Genomic DNA, 17254 nt, shown 5'->3' with positions numbered 1-17254 from the left:
TCAGTCGTCGAGGCTGATGATGCGTTCGCGCACGGCGAACAGCACCAGCCCGGCAACGTCAAAGATCTGCAGGCGCTTCATGATCTGCGAACGGTGGGTTTCCACGGTCTTGATGCTCAGGCCCAGGCCCAGGGCGATCTCCCGGGTCGATTTGCCGCGCACGATCAGCCGCAGGATCTCCAGCTGGCGGGCCGTGAGGTTGTGATTGTCCACCGGCTGCGGCTGTTGCTTCTGCGCGGCGCGGGTCAGGGCCTGGTTGATCACTGTATGGGCGATGGCCGGGCTCAGGTAGCGCTCATTGTTGCGCAGGGCTTGCAGGGCATGTTCCAGCTCGGTGGCGGTGGTGTCCTTGAGCAGGTAGCCGTGGGCGCCGGATTCCAGGGCTTGCATGATCAGCGTCGGATCGGTGTGCATCGAGAGGATCAGCACCCGGCTCTGCGGATGCACCTGCTTGAGCCGGCGCAGGGCGTCGAGGCCGCCGGTGCGCTTCATCGACAGGTCCAGCAGGATAATGTCCGGATGCAGTTTCTCCACCAGCTCCAGCAGGTGCGCGCCGTCATCGGCTTCGCCGACCACCGCGTACCCGGGAATATCCATGACCAGGGCGCGCACGCCAGCCCTGATGAGCGAGTGGTCATCCACCAACAGTAAATTACAGGTCAAGGTAAAGCCTTATTCGTGCGGGCCCGCTCCGCGGTGCGGGGAGCCCAGGGGAAGAGTGCTTCGATCTGAGTGCCTTGGTCGGCCTCGCTGGTGACCTTCAGCAGGCCGCCGAACTGGCTGATCCGTTCCTGCATCCCGGCCATGCCGCGCTGGCCCTGGGCGCCGGGGTCGGTCGCCGGGGCAAAGCCCTGGCCATCGTCGCTGATAAACAGCGAAAGGCCTTCGGGCAGCCGTTGCAGGCGCACCAGCAGGTTCTTCGCCTGGGCGTGGCGCAGCATGTTGGTCACCGCTTCCTGGGTGATGCGAAAGGCCGCGACGGCCATTTCCTCGGGAATGCCCGTCATGTGCTGGCGGCATTCCAGGCTCCAGTGCAGCGAGGTGTTTTCCAGGGCCTTGATCAGGTGCGCACGCAGGCTGGCTTCCAGCCCGAGGCTGGTCAGTTGCCGGGGATTGAGAATGGCCGATACATCGCGGACCTTGGTCAGGGTTTCTTCCAGGGTCGTGCCGAGCACCGCGCAGGAGTCTTGCAAGTCGTCCGGCAGGCGGCGCTTGAGCCAGTCGGCCTGCAGTTTCGCGGCTGTCAGCAACTGGCCGATATCATCATGCAGTTCGCGGCTGAGGCGGTGGCGTTCGTTTTCCTTGACCTGCAGCAGGCGCTCGGCGAGTTCCTGGGGCTGCAAACGGATGGATTTGCGCGAATAGCCGTACTGCACCCAGATGCAGGTCAACGCTGCGATATTGAGAACCAGCAGGGACAGTGGCAGGGGCTGGTCCAGGCAGTAGATCAGTACGTTGCCCAAGACCGTGCAGGAGCACAGCAGCAGGCTGAGCCCGCGCAGATGATCTCGAGAAGGGGGCCAAGAAAAGAGTGACTTGAGGCTGGCGTACATAGCGGATGGAGCCAATGAATGTTCGCTGCAAAGAGCCCGGTCAGGTTTGAACGACCGGGCTTGTTTGATAAACGCTAGGGCTTGAATAGCCGGTTTCAATCAACATTGTCTGTTTATCTTCCACAGGCCAAGTTATGGCGGTCGACAATGAAGTCAATGTGCCACTAACTATGTCCGTTTGTGCGCGGCATAATACCACCGAAGATACCGTTGGTCGCGTTTATACGCACAGTTATATATGTCTTGAAAGTCAGGAACAGGTTGGTTTGGGTACGATCGTGCCACTTTTCGCGGGTGTCCCTGGAGCACACCGCAATGCTGTGTTCGAGCTTGGTTTCATGGGGCTCAGCCTCTTCAAAAGGCCATTCCAGAGGGGCTGCTAGTTGCTGTTTGCGCTGGGCTGATGTCGCTTTTGGCTACGAATTATTCAAATACGACCGGGTGCTACAGGCTGCCCGATGTTTTATCGATGTTGTCTAACTTACGGGTTATTGCTGGGAGGAATTCTTATCCGCAGTCCGTCGCGCTAAGTACAACTTCAATGGCGGCAAGAAGCATCGGCACAGGTGCAGTTCTGTGACACTTGATCCGTCAGTTCCTCAATCAGCATCACCTGTTCGCTGTCGTCCAGATTAAGCTGGCCGTTGCGTGGATCTATCAGTTCCAGTTGCCAGGCCATCAGGGTCAGGCAGCTTTTCAAGGCGCCGAGGATCGGATCGTTGATATCCAGCGGGTGCTGGGTGCGTTGCAGTACGCCCAAGATATGCCGGGAGAACTCGGCCAGCGGGCTGATGGCATGGCGGGTAGCGATCTGTGCCAGGCACTGCAGGCTGGTGAGCAGGCAACTGATGGCTTCATCGTCGTTGCGGATCAGGTGCAGATGGCTCAGGCAGTCTTCCGACCTGGCCAGCAGGGTCTGGGCTTCCAGCAGGAACTCGGGCAAGGGTGTTGCGCCCTCATGGCCGTCCTTTAGCATGCTTATCTCCATGGCTGGGTGTCCGCTGGCGGGATAGGGCGTTGGCTGAACGGTTTAACCGTGGAACGCGGTTTCTGCAGTTGGCTATAGAACGAATCCGGGCAGTTATCAACGATCGCAACCTGGCGCGAAAAGCGATTTTCACCGTTTTCGCAGGCTTGCCAAACGCCGGCCACAGCGAAGCGGCGCATGGGCGCTGGGGCTGGATAAGCAAGGGAATTAAGGCTTGAAAGGGTGCCGAGCCACCTTTCTGCGATCAAAAACAAAAGCCTGACTCCATTCATGCAATGAGAATGGCGTCACATTAATGGCTATTGGATATTGCGAATATCAGGATGGTCCTGATTGTTACTAGGGGAATCCCCTAGGCGCGGGAACCTTCCACCGGAAACAGGGTCGTGCCGTCGGAGAGTTGTGCTGCTGAATTGACCGCTTCAGTAAACCATGATGTTAATGTGACATCAATGGCTTTGCATGGCATTTCGCATGCGGGTCAAGATCCGGCGCAGCCCGCCGATATCAGTCTTTAGTGAATTCATCAGAACAAGCCCAGGAGTCATTAATGGCCGGCATTCTCGACACGGTAGATCAACGCACGCAGCTGGTGGGTGAGAATCGCCTGGAAATTCTCATGTTCCGCCTGGCCGGTCGGCAATTGTTTGCGATCAACGTGTTCAAGGTCCAGGAAGTGCTGCAACTGCCGAAACTGACCCTGATGCCCCAGCGCCACCCGTTCGTCTGCGGCGTGGTCAACCTGCGTGGCCAGACCCTGCCGGTGATCGATCTGTCCCAGGCCATTGGCATGCGTCCACTGGTGCCGGGGCCCAACAGCACCATCATCGTCACCGAGTACAACCGCTCGGTGCAGGCGTTCCTGGTGGGCGGCGTGGACCGCATCGTCAACATGAACTGGGAAGCCATCATGCCACCGCCGACCAGCGCCGGGCGCCAGCATTACCTGACCGCCATCAGCAAGGTCGACGACCAACTGGTGGAAATCATCGACGTCGAGAAGGTGCTGGCCGAGATCGTGCCCTACAACGCCAAGGTTTCCCGGGACAAGCTCGACGACCCGGTCCTGGCTCGGGCCCGTGATCGCGAAGTGCTGCTGGTGGACGACTCCAATGTAGCCCTGTCGCAGTTGCGCGATACCCTCGGCCAGTTGGGGGTGAAGATGCATATCGCCAGCGATGGCCTCAAGGCCCTGAACATGCTCAAGGCCTGGGCCGACACCGGGGTCAATATGACCGACAAGCTGCTGATGGTGTTCACCGATGCCGAGATGCCGGAAATGGACGGCTACCGCCTGACCACCGAAATCCGCAACGATCCGCGCCTGCGCGGGCTTTATGTGGTGCTGCATACGTCCTTGTCCGGCAGCTTCAACGAATCCATGGTGAAGAAGGTTGGCTGCGACAACTTCCTCTCCAAGTTCCAGCCGGACAAGCTGGTGGACGTGGTGCGCCAGCGCCTGATGATGGATGGAGTCAGCGCCTGATTTGCCGCGATTCTTGCCCGTTACCGGCGTGCTTCTTTGTTTGCGCGAAGCGCTGGTATAGGGTGAGGGTTTTGTCCCCACAGGGAGCTGGACATGCGTCTTAGCGCGCTTTATCGATACCCGTTGAAATCTGCCAAGGGCGAAGCCCTGCAACAGATCGGCCTGGACAAGCTCGGCCTGCAAGGCGATCGCCGCTGGATGCTGGTGGATGAGGCCAGTGGGCGTTTCCTCACCCAACGCGCCGTGGCACGCATGAGCCAGCTGTCGGCCTTGTGGAATGAGCAGGGCGGCCTGACCTTGAGCGCCTCCGGCCATGCCCGCCTTGAAGTGGCGCTGCCGACGGCCGATGCGCCCTTGCGCGGCGTGACTATCTGGCAGGACAGCTTGCGGGTTCCCGACGCCGGGGATGAAGCCGCGGCATGGGTCAGCCAATTCGTCGGCAAGCCTACCCGTCTGGTGCAGGTGCCCCTGGAGCGCGCCCGGAGCACTGCCGCCGGCTACGGCAAGGACGATGACCAGGTAGCCTTCGCCGATGGTTTCCCGCTGCTGCTGATTGGCCAGGCTTCGCTCGAAGAGCTGTCGGGCCGTGTCGGGCGCCCGCTGGAGATGCTGCGCTTTCGTCCCAACCTGGTGATCGAAGGCAGCGAGGCCTTTGCCGAGGACGGTTGGAAGCGGGTGCGTATCGGCGATGTCGAGTTTCGCGTGGTCAAGCCCTGTGCCCGCTGCATCCTGACCACCATCGACCCGCAGACCGGCGAGCGCAGTGGCGATCGCGAGCCCCTGGCCACCCTGCAGAAATACCGTGCCAACGAGCATGGCGCGATGTTCGGGCAGAACCTGGTCAACGATGGCGCCGGGCAGTTGCAGGTGGGGATGCCGGTAACGGTGCTCGAGTAACCTGCCTCACCATGAAAAATGCCCGTCTCCTGGGAGACGGGCATTTTTTTTGCGATAAGGCCGCAGGCTCGATCAGCCGCGGTATTCGCACAGGTAAGCGGTGTCCACGGCGACTTTCAGCTGGAACTTGCTGTTGGCCGGTACGTTGAACTGGCTGCCGGCGGGGAAGGTTTCCCAGTCGGCGCTGTCGGGCAGGCGTACGGTCAGGGCGCCGGACACCACATGCATGATTTCCCGTTGTGCGGTGCCGAACTCGTATTCGCCCGGGGCCATGACGCCGATGGTGGCGGGGCCTTCGGCCGTGCCGAAGGCAATCGACTTGACGGTGCCGTCGAAGTACTCGTTGACTTTAAACATGGGCGATTCCTCAAGAAAGGGTCAAAAAGGCCGGCCAGTATGCACAAGGCCTTCGGGGTCGTCACCTGCTGCCATCAAGGAAGAATCAGCGGCAATAAACGCGCCGTATTGCGCGCATCTTCCAGGGCTCGATGCTGCTGGCCGCTGAACTGCATGCCCGCCAACTGCAAGGCTGCATTCAGGCCCAGGGGCCGTTCCAGACGCCTGGCCTTGGCAAAGCGCTGCTTGAGGTTCATGTGCGGCACATCATTGAGCAGGCTGTGCAACTGCTGGTTGTGCCACTCCAGTTGTAACTGCTTGCGGTCGTAGTCGCCCCAACTGGCCCAGCCCTCCAGGCGCGGCTGATGTTGCCCCAGCCAGCGCTCGAACAGGGTCCAGACCTCACTCAAGGGCGCGGCGCTGTCGATATTGGCCTGAGTGATATGGGTCAGTTCACGGCAGAAAGGGGTTAGACGGGGGCGGCGCAAGGGCCTTACAAACCGCTGGAAGTGGTCCTGTTCGCGGCCCTGGCGGTTAACCAGGGTGGCGCCGATTTCAATGATTTCCATCTCGCTCACCGGCCAACCCCCCTCGTCCGTTGTGGCTTCCAGATCTATTACCAGCCAGTGGGGCATCGTGCATTCCAGCCTTGAGCATCTTGATGAGCCTTGAGCGTAGCCAATGCCGCGGCATCCGCCTAGGGGCTCGCAGCGCGAGCTGGGCTATTGCACCTCCAGCAGGATCTGGCGGTTTTTCACCTGATCGCCGAGGTTGACCTGCAGTCGGGTGACTACGCCATCGATTCCGGCCTTGAGCGGGTGCTCCATCTTCATCGCCTCCAGCACCAGCAACAGTTGGCCCTGGCTGACGCGCATGCCCTCGCTGACCAGCACATCGACAATCGCCCCATCCATGGGGGCCTTGAGGGTGCCGGAATGGGCGCCCTGCTGGCCCTGGACTGGTGCCCGGGTCAAATCCTGCAGATGCAGGCCGGCATTGCCGCTGTCGAGCCAGATATCACCGTCCTGTACCTGATAGGCATAACGGCGGCGGATGCCGTCAAGCTCCAGGGTGGCGTAGCGGCCATCGGCGTCGATGATCTTCAGCGCCAACTGTTCCTGCTCCAACTGTTCCTGCTCCAGCTGTACCTGCAACAAGCCCGAGGTCGACGGGTTCAATTGCAGCGTCCATTGCCGGTCGTGGTGACCCAGGCGATAGCACAGGGGCACGCCGGCATTATTACGCCAGGCGCTGAGGGGCCCGGCGTGGGCCAGGGCACTGTGCTGGTACAGCAGCGCGGCGCCTATGGCCAGGTCCGCCGCGCTGGGCACCAGGGGTTGCAGGCTGGGGTCGTCGGCAAAATGCTCGGCGATAAAGGCGGTGCTGAACTCGCCGCTGGCAAACACCGGGTGACGCAGCAGATTGGCCAGCAACCGTTTGTTGCTGTGCAGTCCCAGCAGCAGGCAGTCCTCGACCCCGCGCAACAGCTTGCGCCGCGCTTCCTCGCGGTTGGCGCCGTGGGCGATCAGCTTGCCCAGCAGCGGATCATAGAAGGGGCTGACCCATTGGCCTTCCTGCAAGCCATGGTCGGTGCGGATTCCCAGCGCCGGTTGCCAGCGCAGCACCTGGCCGGTCTGTGGCAGAAAACCTTGCGCCGGGTCCTCGGCGTACAGCCGCACTTCAATGGCATGGCCATTGAGCTGCACCTGTTCCTGGCCCAGGGGCAGCGGCTCGCCGGCCGCTACCTGAAGTTGCAGGGCCACCAGGTCGAGGCCGGTGACCAGCTCGGTCACCGGATGCTCCACCTGCAGGCGGGTGTTCATTTCCAGGAAATAGAACCGGCCACGGGCATCCAGCAGGAATTCCACGGTACCGGCGCCGACATAGTTCACCGCGCGCCCGGCCTGGAGCGCGGTCTCGCCCATGGCCCGGCGCAGCTCCTCGGTCATCACCGGGCAGGGCGCCTCTTCGACGACCTTCTGATGGCGGCGCTGGATCGAACAGTCCCGTTCCCCCAGGTAGATAAGCCCGCCGTGCTGGTCGCCGAAGATCTGCACTTCCACATGCCGGGGCTCGATCAGCGCCTGTTCCAGAATCAGCTCGTCGCTGCCGAAGGCATGCAGGGCCTCGGAGCGCGCGGTGCGCAACTGTTCCAGCAACTGCTCGGGCTGGTGCACCAGGCGCATGCCGCGCCCGCCACCGCCGGCACTGGCCTTGATCATCAGCGGGTAGCCGATGCGCTGCGCTTCGCGGGTCAGGGTGGCGTCGTCCTGGGCTTCGTCCTGGTAACCCTGGATGCAGGGCACGCCGGCTTCGAGCATGGCGATCTTCGAACGGCGCTTGCTGCCCATCAATTCGATGGCGGCGGCGCTGGGGCCGATAAAGGTCAGGCCGGCTGCTACGCAGGCCGCGGCGAACTCGGCGTTCTCCGAGAGAAAGCCGTAGCCGGGGTGGATGGCGTCGGCGCCGCTGCGCCGGGCGGCATCGAGAATCGCCGCACTGTCGAGATACGACTGCTGCACCGCCGAGGGGCCGATATGCACCGCTTCGTCGGCCATCTGCACATGCAGGGCCTGGGCATCGGCGTCGCTGAACACGGCCACGGTGCGGTAACCCAGGGCTTGGGCGGTGCGCTGGATGCGGCAGGCGATTTCGCCACGGTTGGCGATCAGGATCTTATTGAAAGCGGGCATACAGGCTCCCGGGAATCGGTGGAGGGCGTTCGCCGGCAAGCCGGCTCCTACAAGGGCTCAGCTGGCCCAGGCCGGCTTGCGTTTCTGCACAAAGGCCAGAGTGCCTTCGAGGCCTTCCGCACCGGTGACAGCCTGGGCAAAGTCTTCGGCGGCCTGATCCAGCAAGGCCCCCAGAGGCTGGTCGACGCTGGCCAGGAGTAGGGCCTTGGTCGCAGCGTTGGCCCCGGGCGCGCAGCGCAGGACTTGCGACAACTGCTGTTCAAGGCGTTCTTCCAGGGCCCGGGGATCAGCCTCGGCAAAATGCACCAGGCCCAGGCGCTGAGCTTCGACAGCGTCGAAACGGGCGGCGCTCAGGGCCAGGCGCCGGGCCTGGGTCAGGCCGATGCGCTGCACCACGAAAGGGGCGATCTGCGCCGGCAGCAGGCCGAGGCTGGTTTCCGGCATGCCGAACTGGGCGCTGTGCTCGGCGATGGCGATATCGCTGACGCAAGCCAAGCCGAAACCGCCCCCCAGCACCGCGCCTTGCAGCACGCAAATCAGCACCTGAGGCACCTGTTGCGCCTCTTCCAGCAAGGCGCCGAAGGCCCGGTTCAGCTCGCGGTAGGCGCTGCTGCCGTGGGCCCGGGCGCCGGCCATGTCCTTGAGGTCGCCGCCGGCGCAGAAGTGCCCGTCGGCACCGCGCAGCACCAGGGCGCGCACGCTGCGCCGTTCCTGCACCGTGGCCAGTACCGTGCGCAGTTCCGCGACCATCTGCAGGCTCATGGCATTGCGGCTGTCGGGGCGGTTGAGGGTGATCGACAGCACCCCCTGCTGCAGGTCCAGCAGCAGGGTCTGGCAGTGGGGCAGCGGGCTCATTTCCTTTTCCCCGGCAAGATGCCCATCAGCTTGCAGATGATCCCCAGCATGATCTCGTCGGCACCGCCGCCGATGGACACCAGGCGTACATCGCGATAGGCCCGGGCCACCGGGTTGTCCCACATGAAACCCATGCCGCCCCAGTATTGCAGGCAACTGTCGCTGACCTCGCGGCCCAGGCGCCCGGCCTTGAGCTTGGCCATGGAGGCCAGGCGAGTCACGTCCTGGCCGCGCACGTACTGCTCGGTGGCCTGGTACACCAGGGCCCGCAGGCACTCGATCTCGGTGGACAGTTCGGCCAGGCGGAAGTGGATCACCTGGTTGTCGATCAGCGGGCTGCCGAAGGTCCGGCGTTCCTTGCAGTACTCGATGGTGCTGTCCACGCAGTACTCCAGGCCCTTGATCATGTTCGCGGCGCCGAACAGCCGCTCTTCCTGGAATTGCAGCATCTGCATCATGAAGCCCGCGCCTTCATGGCCGATGCGATTGCGCTGGGGCACCCGCACATTGTCGAAGAACACCTGGGCGGTTTCCGAACTGCGCATGCCGAGTTTGTCCAGGTGCGAGCTGAGGCTGATGCCCGGGGTGTTCATCGGCACCATGATCAGCGACTTGTTGACGTGGGGCTTGTCGTCCGAGGTATTGGCCAGTAGGCAGATGAAGTCGGCGCTGGGGGAGTTGGTGATCCACATCTTGCTGCCGTTGATCACATAGTCGTCGCCGTCCTTGCGGGCGTGGGTCTTGAGCCCCGCCACATCGGAGCCGGCGCCCACTTCGGAAACACCGATACAGCCCACCTGCTCGCCGCTGATGGCCGGACGCAGGAACTCATCGCGCAGCTCATCGGAGCCGAAGCGCGCCAGGGCCGGGGTGCACATGTCGGTCTGCACGCCGATGGACATGGGAATGCCGCCGCAATGGATGGTGCCGAACTCCTCGGCGGCGACTATCGAGTAGCTGTAGTCCAGGCCCATGCCACCGAACTTTTCCGGCTTGGAAATCCCCAGCAGCCCCAGCTCGCCGGCCTGGCGGAAAATCTCGTGGATGGGAAAGCGCCCGGCCTTCTCCCATTCCTCCACATGGGGGTTGATCTCGCGGTCGACAAATTGGCGCACCGTGCGCCGCAGTTCTTCGTGTTCCTGGGTGAAGATCATTCTGGTTGTGCTCCTCAAGTGGGGTCAGACCGCGAAGTTCCCTATCAAAAGCGTGCCACGCCAAAACTGTTGGGCTGCAAGCTGCGCACCTCGGCCTCATGGCAGATATCCAGCAGATAGCCCAGCAGGGTGCGGGTATCCCGTGGGTCGATCAGGCCGTCGTCCCACAGGTTGGCGCTGCCGTACAGGGCGGTGGACTGGCTGTCGAGTTTCTGCGCCGTGACCTGTTCCAGCATGTCGAGCATTTTCGGATCGGCCTCCTGGCCGCTTTTCGCATGCTTGGCCTCGGTGACGATGCGCAGCACCTTGCCGGCCTGGGCACCGCCCATCACCGCGGTGCGGCTGTTGGGCCAGGCGAAGATAAAGCGCGGGTCCAGGCCACGGCCGCACATGGCATAGTTGCCGGCGCCGTAGGAACCGCCCACGACTATGGTCAGCTTCGGCACTCGGGCATTGGCCACCGCCTGGATCAGCTTGGAGCCGTGCTTGATCACCCCTTGCTGCTCGGATTCGGTGCCCACCATGAAACCCGTGGTGTTGTGGAAGAACAGCAGCGGCGTGCGGCTCTGGTCGCAGAGCTGGATAAACTGCGCGGCCTTGCTGGCGCCCTGGGGAGTGATCGGGCCGTTGTTGCCGATAAAGCCGCAGGCCCGGCCCTGGATCTGCAAGTGGCCGCAAAGGGTCTGGGCGTCGAACTCACCCTTGAACTCCAGGAACTGCGAACCATCGGCCAGGCGCGCGACGATCTCCCGGGCGTCGTAGGGCTTTTTCGGGTCGGCGGGAATCAGCCCCAGCAGTTCCTCCTGCGGATACAGCGGCTCGCTCCAGGTCCTGGCGGGCGTCACTGGCAGCTGCGCGTTCCATGGCAGTAGGCTGACGATCTCGCGCACGATGCGAATGCCATCGGCGTCGTTTTCCGCCAGGTACTCGGCGGTGCCGGCCACCTGGGCATGCATCTCGGCGCCTCCCAGTTCCTCGTCGGTGGCCACTTCGCCGGTGGCGGCCTTGAGCAGCGGCGGCCCGGCGAGAAACAGCTTGGCCTTGCCGCGCACCACCACCACATAGTCCGAAAGCCCCGGCTGATAGGCCCCGCCGGCGGTGGCCGAACCGTGCACCACGGTGATTTGCGGCAGGCCCATGGCCGACATCCGCGCTTGATTGGCAAAGCTGCGCGCGCCTTCGACGAAAATCTCCGCCGCGTAATTGAGGTTGGCGCCACCGCTTTCCGCCAAGGTCACCACCGGCAGTTTGTTTTCCATGGCGATCTGCTGCAGGCGCAGGGATTTCTTCAGGCCGCTGGGGGAAATGGTGCCGCCCTTGATCGCACTGTTGTTGGCCACCACCAGCATGCGCACCCCGCACACATAACCGATGCCGGCGATCAAGCCGCCACCGGCCTGGCTGCCGTCCTTGTCATCGTGCAGCTTGTAGCCGGCGAGGCTGGCCAGTTCGAGAAAGGGCGCCCCCGGGTCCAGCAACAGGTTGAGGCGCTCCCGAGGCAGCAACTGGCCGCGCTGATCGAACTTGGCCTTGGCCTCGGCGGCCTTGTGCAGCAGGTTCTGTTGCAGCGCTTGCAGCTGTTCCAGGCCCGCCAGCAGGGCGGCGCGGTTCTCGGCGAATTCCGGGCAATGGGGGTCGAGCTGGGAGTGGATCACCGGCATGGCTTAGTCCTCGCCCTTGAGCACGTCGGGCAGATAGGCACGATGGAAGCCGTTGTAGGCGTGGCTGTTGCGCGCCTTGGTCAAGGGCCAGGCGCGGCTGCCGAGGCTGGCGGCGCCGTCGATGCGCAGGGTGCTGCCGCTGATAAAGGCCGCACCGGGGCTGAGCAGGAAGACGATGGCCGCGCTGACTTCCGACTCGCTGCCGATGCGCTTGAGCGGCACATGCTCGCGCAGGGTGGGAATCACCGCCTTGAACGCGCCTTCGTAGGTGTCCATGCCGCTGGAGGCGATCCAGCCCGGCGCCACCGCATTGACCCGCACCCCGGCGTGACCCCATTCGTAGGCGGCGGTCTTGGTGAAGTTGTCCATCCCCGAACGCGCGGCCCCGGAGTGGCCCATGCCGGGCATGCCGCCCCACATGTCGGCGAGCATATTGACGATGCTGCCGCCATGCTTGCTCATGGACTGGTTGAACACTTCACGGGCCATGAGGAAACCGCCCACCAGATTGGTGCGCAGCACGGTCTCGAAACCTTTCTGGTTGATCGAGGCCAGGGGCGCCGGGTACTGGCCGCCGGCATTGTTCACCAGGCCATGGATAGTCCCGTGCTGCTCGAGCAACTGGGCCACCAGGGCCTTGACCGCCTCCTCGTCGCGGATGTCGCAGGCCTGCCAATGGGCCTGGCCGCCATCCTCGATGATCTCGCCGGCAACCTTCTGCAGTTTTTCCGCCTTGCGCCCCACCAGCAGCACCCGGGCACCCAGGGCCGCCAGTTCGTGGGCGGTGCAACGGCCGATGCCGCTACCGCCGCCAGTCACGACTATGTTCTGGCCGGCAAACAATTGAGCTTTGAAGATCGAGTCGTACACCAGGGCAGCTCCTTTAGTTGAGGGCATCGGCGATGTGCTGGGGCAGCGGAATCTGGATTTCCAGCAACTGCTGGGCGAAGGCCTTGCCTTGCGGGTCGATGCGCAGGCTGGCGACCCCGCCGCCGCCCAGGGCATTTTCCAGGAGGAAATTCAGGCTGTGGCTGCCCGGCAGGTACCAGCGCTGCACCCGGCCGTGAAGTGGGTCCAGCACGTGGCCCATCCAGTCCACCAGCACTTCGGGGGTCAGGGCTTCGGCGATCCACGGCAGGTATTCGGGGCGGCGCGCCATGACCCCGATATTGCTGTGGTTGCCCTTGTCGCCGGAGCGCGCCACCGCCAGCTTGATCAGCGGCACGCTGGTATCGGCCCGGCCCTGGGGCACCGGTAGCGCATGGGCGAGGGGCAGGCTGGCGCTGTCCAGGTGGCCCGCCGCGGGCAGGGCGCAAGGGTGGCGCTGGCCGGCGAAGTCGATCTGCAACTGGCAGGCGTCCTTGTCCAACAGGAAGGAAAACAGGCGAATCACCGGGTACACCGTCGGCCGCCCGCCGACTATCCCGGTCAAGCCCGGGGCCATGCCAGTGGCCGCCTGGGCGATCTCCCGGGAGAACAGCACCAGCGCCGCCTTGTTCGGGTGGCGCACGGCCAGCTTGATCACCACTTCGCGGCTGTCCTGGCGCCGGCCGTGGGGGCCGTAGGTGGCTTCACTGCCCAAGAGCTCGATATTCACTTCGCTGTAGTCGGCCCAGCCACGCTGGCTGAACATCTCCCGGGTCTTGTCGATGATCGCCTGGCTGACCCGACGGGCCTTGGCCACCGCATCGATGCCGGCCATCAGGCAACTGGCGGTGCAGCGAAAACCATCCGGGTAGGTGGCGCTGACCTTGTACTGGTGGCTCGGCGGCAAGCCCTTGGCGCCCAGCACCCGCACCTCGTTGGGCGCCTGCTGCAGCAGCTGCACTTGGGAAAAGTCGCACACCACATCCGGGAGCAGGTAGGCCTGTGGGTTGCCGATTTCGTACAGCAGTTGCTCACCCACCGACAGCGGGCTGATCAGGCCACCGGTGCCGGGGGCCTTGCTCACCACAAAGCCGGCGTCGGCATCCACGGTAACGATGGGAAAGCCGATGTGCTCGTAGTCCGGCACCTCGCGCCAGTCGGTGAAGTTGCCGCCGGTGCATTGGGCGCCGCATTCGATGATGTGCCCGGCCAGGGCGGCCTGGGCCAGGCGGTCATAGTCCTGCCACGACCAGCCGAATTCATGCACCAGGGCGGCGCTGACTACCGCACTGTCGACGCCGCGCCCGGTGATCACGATATCCGCCCCCAGGCGCAGGGCTTCGACTATGCCCGGGGCGCCCAGGTAGGCATTGATGGACACGCACGCCGACGGCAGCGGCGCGTCGCTGAACATTTCCCGGACCCCGGCGCCGGCCAGCTGCTTGAGCTGCGGTTGCAAGTCATCGCCCAGCAGCACGGCGATCTTCAGGGGCACCCCGGCCCGCTCGCAGGCGGCCCGCAAGGCGTCGGCGCAGGCCAGCGGGTTGACCCCGCCGGCATTGCTGATCACCCGGATCTGTTGCTCGTGGATAGCCCCCAGCAGCGGTTGCAGCACCTCGACGAAATCCGTGGCGTAACCCGCTGTCGGGTCCTTCATGCGGGCCCCGGCCATGATCGACAGGGTGATCTCGGCCAGGTAGTCGAACACCAGGTAATCCAGGTGTGCGCCGTGCACCAGCTGGGCGGCGGCGCTGCTGGTGTCGCCCCAGAAGGCACTGGCGCAACCGATTCTTATGGTCTTGGACATGGCAGGGCTCTCGGAAAAACAACTGCGAGGAGGCTACCAAGCAAGCGCTTGGTTTGTAAATGCCCCGGCGGATTCTTTCGCCCAAGCGCTTGCTTGGTAACGGTCGGAGGCTTAAATTGCGCGCGCTACAGCCGTTTTCAGGCTGAGTTATTGCGCAAGTGAAGGTAGGAGAATGCCGGTGGACGAGCAAAAAGCCCTGCAAGTCGTACGCGAGCTTATCGCCAGCGGACAAGTGACCGACCCCGAGAGTGCCCGGGGCAAGCTGTTGCAGACCGCCGCGCACCTGTTTCGCAACAAGGGCTATGAGCGCACCACGGTGCGCGACCTGGCCAGTGCGGTGGGTATCCAGTCCGGCAGCATCTTTCACCACTTCAAGAGCAAGGACGACATCCTGCGGGCGGTGATGCAGGAAACCATCCACTACAACACCGCGCTGATGCGCGCCGAACTGGCCGAAGCCGGCAGTGTGCGCGAGCGAGTGCTGGCGCTGATCCGCTGTGAATTGCAATCGATCATGGGCGGCAGCGGCGAAGCCATGGCGGTGCTGGTCTACGAGTGGCGCTCGCTGTCGCCCGAGGGCCAGGTCGCGGTGCTGGCACTGCGCGATATCTACGAGCAGATCTGGTTGCAGGTGCTGGGCGAGGCCAAGGATGCCGGGTTTATCCGGGGCGATGTATTCATTACCCGGCGTTTTCTCACCGGCGCCCTGTCCTGGACCACCACCTGGTTTCGTGCCCAGGGCAGCATGACCCTCGAGCAATTGGCCGAGGAGGCCTTGCTGTTGGTGCTCAAGGAAGCTTGAGAGGCGGACTAATTGTTGGCCGCAACATTGTCGAAGCGCCTGAAAACGCCTAGCTTTAGCGCATTCATTTTCATTATTTCCGAGGTGTGTTGCCTTGATGTCCTTGCCGCTGCGGTCAGCCTTGCGAATGCTTCTGCTGGCGCTGGCAACACTCTGGGTTGCGCCGGTCTTTTCGGCGCAACTGGTGCGGGTTGCGGCGGCGCATTTCCCGCCCTATACCGTACGCCCCGAAAGTGGTGCCGACACCGGCTTGCTGCCGCAACTGGTAGAAGCCCTGAACCAGTTGCAGGGCGATTACCAGTTCGTGCTGGTGCCCACCTCGATTCCCCGGCGTTTTCGCGATTTCGAGCAAGGCCGGGTTGACCTGGCGATCTTCGAGAACCCGGCCTGGGGCTGGCAGAACATTGAGCACACCAGTGTCGACATGGGCCTGGAAGACGCGGAAATCTTCGTCGCCCAGCGTCAGTCGGGGCGCCAGGAGGATTACTTCAAGGACCTTTCAGGCAAGCGCCTGGCGCTGTTCAGCGGCTATCACTACGCCTTTGCCCAGTTCAACGCCGACCCCAAGTACCTGGCCGATACCTACAACGCCACGCTCACCTATTCCCACGACAGCAACCTGCTGATGGTGCTCCGGGGCAGGGCGGACATCGCCCTGGTGACCCGTTCCTACCTCAGCGACTTTCTCGCCCGTAACGCCGATAACAACGACAAGCTGCTGATTTCCCAGCGCATCGACCAGGTCTATCACCATTACAGCCTGATCCGCCCGCAGGCACCCATCAGCGCCAAGGCCTTTGCCGGGCTGTTGCAGAAACTCCGAGACAACGGCCAGATGCACAAGATCTTCGATCCCTATCGCATCGTGGTGATGCCCGTCCCCCGCAGTTGAGCCCGCGCCCTGTCGCGGCGGGCTAAATTTCCTACGGCGGCCCACGTCACTTGGTTGAAGCCCAACCAAAGGTGACGCTCGCCATGGCCGTCGTTAACTCGCTAAGTGTTGCTACCGCACCCGCGGTCACGGCAGGCATCGATGAAATCGGCGCCCGCCAGGTGCTGTTCGAGGCATTGCGGGGCAGGGCGGCGGAGCCGGTGGCGCTCAGCTCCCAGGCCGCTGAAGCGGCTCGTGAGGATCGCCTGGCCTTCTGGCTCTCGGCCCAGGTACATGCCCTGCACCTGGACCCACCCGGCACCCAGCGGCCTGTGCCGCCCAGCCCTGCGCACACCTGCGCGGCGTCCGACCGTTGCCGGTACTGTCAGCAGGAGTTCGATCTGTTGCACAAGCGTGCGGCGTTGCTGGTTCTTGGCCAGAGCGGCCTGCTTGAGTGGTGAGTGCTGCTCAAGCCGGATACTGCGCGGCGCCATGGGGTGGCGCCGATCGCGGCTCAGCGACGGGCGAAGGTGTCGGGGCGGTTGCCCGAGACTTTGCGGCAATGCACCAGGGCATCACGAATCATGAAGTTCACCAGGGTCGGCGACACGCCCAGTTCCTTGGCGATGTCCTTTTGTGGCACGCCGTGCAGGCGATACATCTCGAAGGCGTAGCGGGTGCGGCTGGGCAGCTCGGTCAGGGCGTCGGCGATGTTTTCCAGGGTGGAAAAGTTCATGTGCGAGGTTTCAGGCGAGGCGCCGTGCACCACCACGTTCAAGCCTTCCTCTTCGCTGCCTGAATACTTCTGCTCCAGCGCCTGCTTGCGGTAGTGATCGATGGCCAGGTTGCGCACGATCTGGAACAGGTAGCTGAGCTGGGCCTTGAACGAGGAGGTGATCTGCGGTGCCGACTGCAGGCGGAAAAAGGCGTCTTGAACCACATCTTCGGCCCGGGATCGGCAGCCGGTAATGCGCGCTGCGATCTTGACCAGGATCAGACGGTTGTCGACAAAGGCCTGGAGTAATGGTGAATCGCACCTGCTTGTGGATACTGGTTCCGTCATGGAAATCACCTGGTGGCAAAGAGGTTAGTGGGACGTCAGATAAATCCGACCTGTCCTACACATCGAGCGACAAATTAGGCTGAATGATAATGATTGTCAATTGAGAAAAAGAACTAATGCACTCTGCCGTTGCAGATTGAGAACGACGGCTCGTTCCCCCTCCCGATCGATGCCTGCCAAGCAGGATGCGGACTAATTATTTCAAGACGTCATCCGTTCTC

At 63.3% G+C, this 17254-nt stretch carries 17 protein-coding genes; 5 read left to right on the top strand and 12 right to left on the bottom strand.

The features are described from left to right. From J4P02_RS12770 to J4P02_RS12760, 3 genes are all read right to left on the bottom strand, one after another. Complete coding sequence (locus J4P02_RS12770) at positions 1-663, bottom strand: response regulator (RefSeq protein ID WP_426190697.1); 663 nt, start codon at positions 661-663, stop codon at positions 1-3. After that, positions 660-1553, bottom strand: a complete 894-nt coding sequence (locus J4P02_RS12765) for a sensor histidine kinase (RefSeq protein ID WP_426191090.1) — start codon at positions 1551-1553, stop codon at positions 660-662. Before J4P02_RS12765 ends, J4P02_RS12770 begins: the two co-directional genes overlap by 4 nt. A gap of 538 nt (positions 1554-2091) precedes the next feature. After that, the gene (locus J4P02_RS12760; protein WP_426190695.1) at positions 2092-2529 is read right to left on the bottom strand and encodes a hypothetical protein; all 438 of its coding nucleotides are present in this window, start codon (positions 2527-2529) and stop codon (positions 2092-2094) included. Positions 2530-3091: 562 nt separating this feature from the next. Between J4P02_RS12760 and J4P02_RS12755 the strand changes: the two genes are divergently transcribed. Both J4P02_RS12755 and J4P02_RS12750 read left to right on the top strand, forming a co-directional pair. After that, a complete protein-coding gene (locus tag J4P02_RS12755; RefSeq protein WP_426190693.1) occupies positions 3092-4027 on the top strand; it encodes a chemotaxis protein CheV in 936 nt (311 codons plus the stop codon). A gap of 93 nt (positions 4028-4120) precedes the next feature. Beyond that, entirely contained in the window at positions 4121-4924 is an 804-nt protein-coding gene (locus tag J4P02_RS12750) for an MOSC domain-containing protein (RefSeq protein WP_426190691.1), read from the top strand. A gap of 72 nt (positions 4925-4996) precedes the next feature. Here the strand turns inward: J4P02_RS12750 and J4P02_RS12745 are convergent, their stop codons facing one another. From J4P02_RS12745 to J4P02_RS12710, 8 genes are all read right to left on the bottom strand, one after another. Then, positions 4997-5281: a pyrimidine/purine nucleoside phosphorylase gene (locus tag J4P02_RS12745; RefSeq protein ID WP_011062476.1), complete on the bottom strand. Its 285-nt coding sequence runs from the start codon at positions 5279-5281 to the stop codon at positions 4997-4999. Positions 5282-5355: 74 nt separating this feature from the next. Then, a complete protein-coding gene (locus J4P02_RS12740; RefSeq protein ID WP_426190688.1) occupies positions 5356-5895 on the bottom strand; it encodes an exonuclease domain-containing protein in 540 nt (179 codons plus the stop codon). A gap of 87 nt (positions 5896-5982) precedes the next feature. Continuing rightward, positions 5983-7953, bottom strand: coding sequence for an acetyl/propionyl/methylcrotonyl-CoA carboxylase subunit alpha (locus tag J4P02_RS12735; RefSeq protein WP_426190686.1), 1971 nt, complete (start codon positions 7951-7953; stop codon positions 5983-5985). A gap of 57 nt (positions 7954-8010) precedes the next feature. Then, positions 8011-8808, bottom strand: coding sequence for an enoyl-CoA hydratase/isomerase family protein (locus tag J4P02_RS12730; RefSeq protein ID WP_426190684.1), 798 nt, complete (start codon positions 8806-8808; stop codon positions 8011-8013). Further along, positions 8805-9962 (bottom strand): citronellyl-CoA dehydrogenase, encoded by a 1158-nt coding sequence (gene atuD / locus J4P02_RS12725; RefSeq protein WP_426190682.1) that lies wholly within the window; start codon positions 9960-9962, stop codon positions 8805-8807. Before atuD ends, J4P02_RS12730 begins: the two co-directional genes overlap by 4 nt. A gap of 44 nt (positions 9963-10006) precedes the next feature. Next, positions 10007-11623: a geranyl-CoA carboxylase subunit beta gene (gene atuC / locus J4P02_RS12720; protein WP_426190680.1), complete on the bottom strand. Its 1617-nt coding sequence runs from the start codon at positions 11621-11623 to the stop codon at positions 10007-10009. A 3-nt stretch (positions 11624-11626) separates the two neighbouring features. Further along, the gene (locus J4P02_RS12715) at positions 11627-12496 is read right to left on the bottom strand and encodes an SDR family oxidoreductase (protein ID WP_426191088.1); all 870 of its coding nucleotides are present in this window, start codon (positions 12494-12496) and stop codon (positions 11627-11629) included. A 10-nt stretch (positions 12497-12506) separates the two neighbouring features. Continuing rightward, on the bottom strand, positions 12507-14297 hold the full coding sequence (locus J4P02_RS12710) for an acyclic terpene utilization AtuA family protein (RefSeq protein WP_426190678.1): 1791 nt from the start codon (positions 14295-14297) through the stop codon (positions 12507-12509). A 178-nt stretch (positions 14298-14475) separates the two neighbouring features. Here J4P02_RS12710 and J4P02_RS12705 point away from each other — a divergent pair, with 178 nt between their 5' ends. The 3 genes from J4P02_RS12705 (at position 14476) to J4P02_RS12695 (ending at position 16431) form a co-directional block, all read left to right on the top strand. Continuing rightward, entirely contained in the window at positions 14476-15099 is a 624-nt protein-coding gene (locus tag J4P02_RS12705) for a TetR/AcrR family transcriptional regulator (protein WP_426190676.1), read from the top strand. Between the two features lie 97 nt (positions 15100-15196). Next, a complete protein-coding gene (locus J4P02_RS12700; protein ID WP_426190674.1) occupies positions 15197-15991 on the top strand; it encodes a substrate-binding periplasmic protein in 795 nt (264 codons plus the stop codon). Positions 15992-16074: 83 nt separating this feature from the next. Next, the gene (locus J4P02_RS12695; RefSeq protein WP_426190672.1) at positions 16075-16431 is read left to right on the top strand and encodes a hypothetical protein; all 357 of its coding nucleotides are present in this window, start codon (positions 16075-16077) and stop codon (positions 16429-16431) included. Positions 16432-16484: 53 nt separating this feature from the next. Here the strand turns inward: J4P02_RS12695 and J4P02_RS12690 are convergent, their stop codons facing one another. Continuing rightward, positions 16485-17033 carry an RNA polymerase factor sigma-70 gene (locus tag J4P02_RS12690; protein ID WP_426190670.1) on the bottom strand — a complete coding sequence of 183 codons (549 nt, stop codon included), beginning with the start codon at positions 17031-17033 and terminating at the stop codon, positions 16485-16487. Between the last annotated feature and the right edge of the window lie 221 nt (positions 17034-17254).

This window comes from Pseudomonas sp. NFXW11 (assembly GCF_049887815.1).
GTDB lineage: Bacteria > Pseudomonadota > Gammaproteobacteria > Pseudomonadales > Pseudomonadaceae > Aquipseudomonas.
The sequence above is the reverse complement of the archived record's forward strand: the minus strand, read 5'-3'. Positions and strand labels throughout refer to the sequence as shown.